Below are 3933 nucleotides of genomic sequence, written 5' to 3'. Positions count from 1 at the left end.
GCGCGCCGCGCTCTGGAGGGCGTCGCCCCGGCCGGCCGGCCGCAATTCGAACAGCAGCAGCGAGCGCGCCGTCACGTCGACCTCGTCGCCGCTGGAGGCGGTCGGCGGCGCCTCGGAGTCGAGGTCGGGGCGGGCGGTGTCCAGCAGGCAGCTCCACTCCCGGCCGCCGACCACTTCGGGCAGGCGGAACGGCACCGACTCGTGGTGGGCGTTCACGATCAGCAGCAGCGTCTTGTCGGAAGCGGGCCTGCGGATGCCGGTGGCCTGGGCGCGGCCGTCCATCAGCATGCCGAGCGCACGCGCCTGCGGGTCCTGCCATTGCTCGGCCGTCTTCTCGGTGCCGGCAGGGGTGATCCAGGTCACGTCCTTGACGCCGAGGTCGGCGTTGTACTCGCCGGTCAGGAACCGTGAGCGCCGCAGCAGCGGATACGCTTGGCGCAGCGCGATCAGCCGGCGCACGAACTCGGTCAGGGCGCGGCCGTCATCGTCGATCCCCTGCCAGTCGATCCAGGATATCTCGTTGTCCTGGCAGTAGCCGTTGTTGTTGCCGTGCTGGGTCCGCGCGAACTCGTCGCCGGCCAGCAGCATCGGCGTCCCCTGGCTCAGCAGCAGCGTCGCCAGCAGGTTGCGCATCTGGCGCGCCCGCAGGGTCCGGATCTCCGGGTCGTCGGTCGGGCCCTCGACGCCGTGGTTCCAGGAATGGTTGTCCGAATGGCCGTCGCGGTTGTCCTCGTGGTTCGCTTCGTTGTGCTTGTCGTTGTAGGAGACGAGGTCGTTGAGGGTGAAGCCGTCATGGGCGGTCACGAAGTTGACGCTCGCCCAGGGGCGCCGGCCGCGGTGGCCGAAGGAGTCGGCCGAGGCGGTGAGCCTTGCCGCAAGCTCGGGGACCATGCTGGAATCGCCCTTCCAGTAGCTGCGCACCGCGTCGCGGAACCGGTCGTTCCATTCTGCCCAGCCCGGCGGGAAGCCGCCGACCTGATAGCCGCCGGGGCCAATGTCCCAGGGCTCGGCGATCAGCTTCACGCGCGAGAGCACGGGGTCCTGGCGGCAGCTGTCGAGGAAGCCGCCGCCCTGGTCGAAGCCGTGCGGCTCGCGCCCCAGGATCGTCGCCAGGTCGAACCGGAAGCCGTCGACATGCATCTCCGTGACCCAGTAGCGCAGGCTGTCGGTCACCATCTGCAGCACGCGGGGGTGGCTGAGGTTCAGCGTGTTTCCGGTCCCGGTGTCGTTGATGTAGTAGCGGGGATTGTCGGGAAGCAGCCGGTAGTACGACGCGTTGTCGATCCCCTTGAACGACAGCGTCGGGCCCATCTCGTTGCCCTCGGCCGTGTGGTTGTAGACGACGTCCAGGATCACCTCGATGCCAGCGTCGTGGAAATGGGCCACCATCTCCTTGAACTCCGTGACCGTGGTCTTGGAGAGATAGCGCGGGTCCGGGGCGAAGAAGCCGATGGTGTTGTAGCCCCAGTAGTTCCGCAGTCCCCGCTCGACCAGGTGCCGGTCGTCCATGAAGGCGTGCACCGGCAGCAGCTCGATCGCGGTGACGCCCAGCGAGCGGACGTAGTCGACGATCTCGCGCTGCATCAGCCCGCCGAAGGTGCCGCGCAGCGGCGCCGGCACGGTCGGGTGCATCATGGTGTAGCCGCGCACGTGCAGCTCGTAGACGACCGTGCGGTCCCACGGGACCCGCGGCGGCCGGTCCGGGCCCCAGGTGAATGCCGGGTCGACGACGCGGCATTTGGGCATGCCCGGCGCGCTGTCGCGCCGGTCGAAGGACAGGTCGTTCCTGGACGAGCCGATGCGATAGCCGAAATGGACGTCCGACCACCGGACCGTCCCGACCAGCGCCTTGGCGTAGGGGTCGAGCAGGAGCTTGTTGGGGTTGAAGCGGTGGCCGGCGCGCGGCTCGTAGGGGCCGTGGACCCGGTAGCCGTAGACGGTGTCCGGCCGGGCGTCCGGCAGGTATCCGTGCCAGACCTCGTCGGTGTATTCCGGCAGCTCGATCCGCTCCAGCTCGCGCCGGCCGGCCGCGTCGAACAGGCAGAGCTCGACCTTGGTCGCGTTGGCGGAGAACAGGGCGAAGTTCACTCCGAGCCCGTCCCAGGTGGCCCCCAGCGGAAAGGGCGATCCTTCCTGCACGCGCGATTTGCGGACGACGTGTGTCCCGGGGATGCTCGTCACGGCGTGGCCTCGCTCGATTGTGATCTGCGGATAACATGGGTGGCTGCCGAAAGGTCCGCGACCCGCTTCGACTGGGTGCTTGGCCGCGCGGCGCGGGCGCATTAGCCTGGGAGGACGTCCTGCAGATCCGCGGCCCAGGCAGAATGAAACTCCATCGACAAAAGCCCCAGACCCACCCCGACCAGCTCGACCTGCTCGACATCCCCGAGGCGACGTCGGTCATGCTGACCTATTCCGGGCGCACGGTGGACCTGGAGCGGCCGGACTTCAGCCGCTTCGACATCGAGGACGTCGCCCGGCCGCTCGCGTACCAGTGCCGCTTCGTCGGCAATACCCGCGCCTTCTACAGCGTCGCCCAGCACTGCGTGATCGCGAGCCGGCTGGCATCTCCCGGCTTCGAGTACGACGCCCTGATGCACGACAGCGAGGAGGCGTTCACCGGCGACTGGCCCACGCCCTGGAAGGTGCGGATCGGACGCGACGCCATCCGCGCCGCGGTCGAGCCGCTCAAGGCCGCGCTGGCGTACCGCTTCGGGTTCCGCCATCCCGAGCCGCCGGAGGTCAAGCTCGCCGACCAGCGGGCGCTCGCGACCGAGCTGCGCGACCTCTGCGCGCCCCACCGGGTCAACTGGCACGACCTGCCGGCCCCCGATCCGGTGGCGATCGTGCCGCTGTCCCCCGACGACGCCCTGGCCGCCTTCGTCGAGCGCTACCGGACGCTGCGGCCCTCCTTCCGGAACTCCTGAGCCCCTCGCCCGGATCTACCACCACTGCCCATCCCTATCGGGGCAGGCGGCGGGAACCGAACGGGTTCGCGTCGGTTGCCAACGGTGGTCGCGGTCGCCGGCCCGCGTTGTGGCGGCGCGCCCGCAGCAATGCAGTCGAATGATCCCGGAGGCCGAATATGAGGACGTCCGTTTCAACCCTTACCCTTGCGCTGATGCTGGCGGCCGCCCCGGCCGCACTCGCGCAGACGGGAGCGACCGGCCAGCCGATGGTCCAGGGCCAGCCGATGGGCCAGGGTCAGGCCATGGGGCAGGGCCAGATGATGCGCCAGGGTCAGCCGATGCCCCAGGGCCAGCCGATGGGTCAGGGCCAGATGATGGGCCAGGGCCAGCCGATGGGGCAGGGCCAGATGATGGGCCAGAGCCAGCCGATGAGGCAGGGCCAGCCGATGACCCAGGGCCAGGCCGGCGGTGAGATCGGCCTCGTCCCGCCGGTCGAGGAGAACATCCGGGAGCGCATGGGCCCCGAGCAGCGTGAGCTCGAGCTGGTCCAGACCACGCTTCTCAACCGCTTCGGCGGGCTGGGCTTCCAGCGCATCGTCGACATCGAGAAGCGCGCCGAGAACTACGTCGCGACGGTCGAGAACGTCGCAGGCGACATGGTGGCGGTCGTGATCGACGCCGCCACCGGCGACATCCTGCGCGAGGGACCGGTCACGCGGGACGAGGTCACCGGCACGCTCGGCGCCACTGGCACGGCCGGCCAGGGCACCGGCGCGATGCAGGGCCAGCCGTCCGTCGGCACGCCCGGAATGGCTCCCGGAATGGCTCCCGGCATGGCCCCGGGTGCCACGGGCATGAGCCGGCCGTCCGGGACGCTCGGTGCGCCGGGGACGATGCCGCCGGTCTCGCCGGCCCGGGACCCCGCGATGTCGCCGGTGCAGCCGCCGGCCGCCATCGTCGTGCAGTGACGCGCAAGCCGTTCGAATAGCCGTCGACCGGCGCGCCGCCCGCGGTTTCCGCGTGG

3 protein-coding genes are annotated in these 3933 nt (G+C 70.2%); 2 read left to right on the top strand and 1 reads right to left on the bottom strand.

All coding sequences use genetic code 11. The annotated features are described in order from the left end of the window. Positions 1-2181, bottom strand: a 2181-nt coding sequence (glgX, locus tag VGO20_RS22495; RefSeq protein WP_327504626.1) for a glycogen debranching protein GlgX, incomplete at its 3' end; no start/stop codon positions are given. A gap of 143 nt (positions 2182-2324) precedes the next feature. On the opposite strand from glgX, the gene VGO20_RS22490 reads away from it, so the two are divergent. Next, positions 2325-2927, top strand: coding sequence for an HD domain-containing protein (locus VGO20_RS22490; protein ID WP_327504625.1), 603 nt, complete (start codon positions 2325-2327; stop codon positions 2925-2927). A gap of 158 nt (positions 2928-3085) precedes the next feature. Next, entirely contained in the window at positions 3086-3877 is a 792-nt protein-coding gene (locus tag VGO20_RS22485; RefSeq protein WP_327504624.1) for a hypothetical protein, read from the top strand. The last annotated feature ends 56 nt before the right edge of the window (positions 3878-3933 follow it).

The organism is Arenibaculum sp. (genome assembly GCF_035998295.1).
GTDB lineage: Bacteria > Pseudomonadota > Alphaproteobacteria > Azospirillales > Azospirillaceae > DASYHS01.
The sequence above is the reverse complement of the archived record's forward strand: the minus strand, read 5'-3'. Positions and strand labels throughout refer to the sequence as shown.

Bases quoted from the DNA above. Each gene is read 5' to 3' on its own strand.
- VGO20_RS22490 (WP_327504625.1), top strand. From the start codon at position 2,325: ATGAAACTCCATCGACAAAAGCCCCAGACCCACCCCGACCAGCTCGAC.
- VGO20_RS22485 (WP_327504624.1), top strand. From the start codon at position 3,086: ATGAGGACGTCCGTTTCAACCCTTACCCTTGCGCTGATGCTGGCGGCC.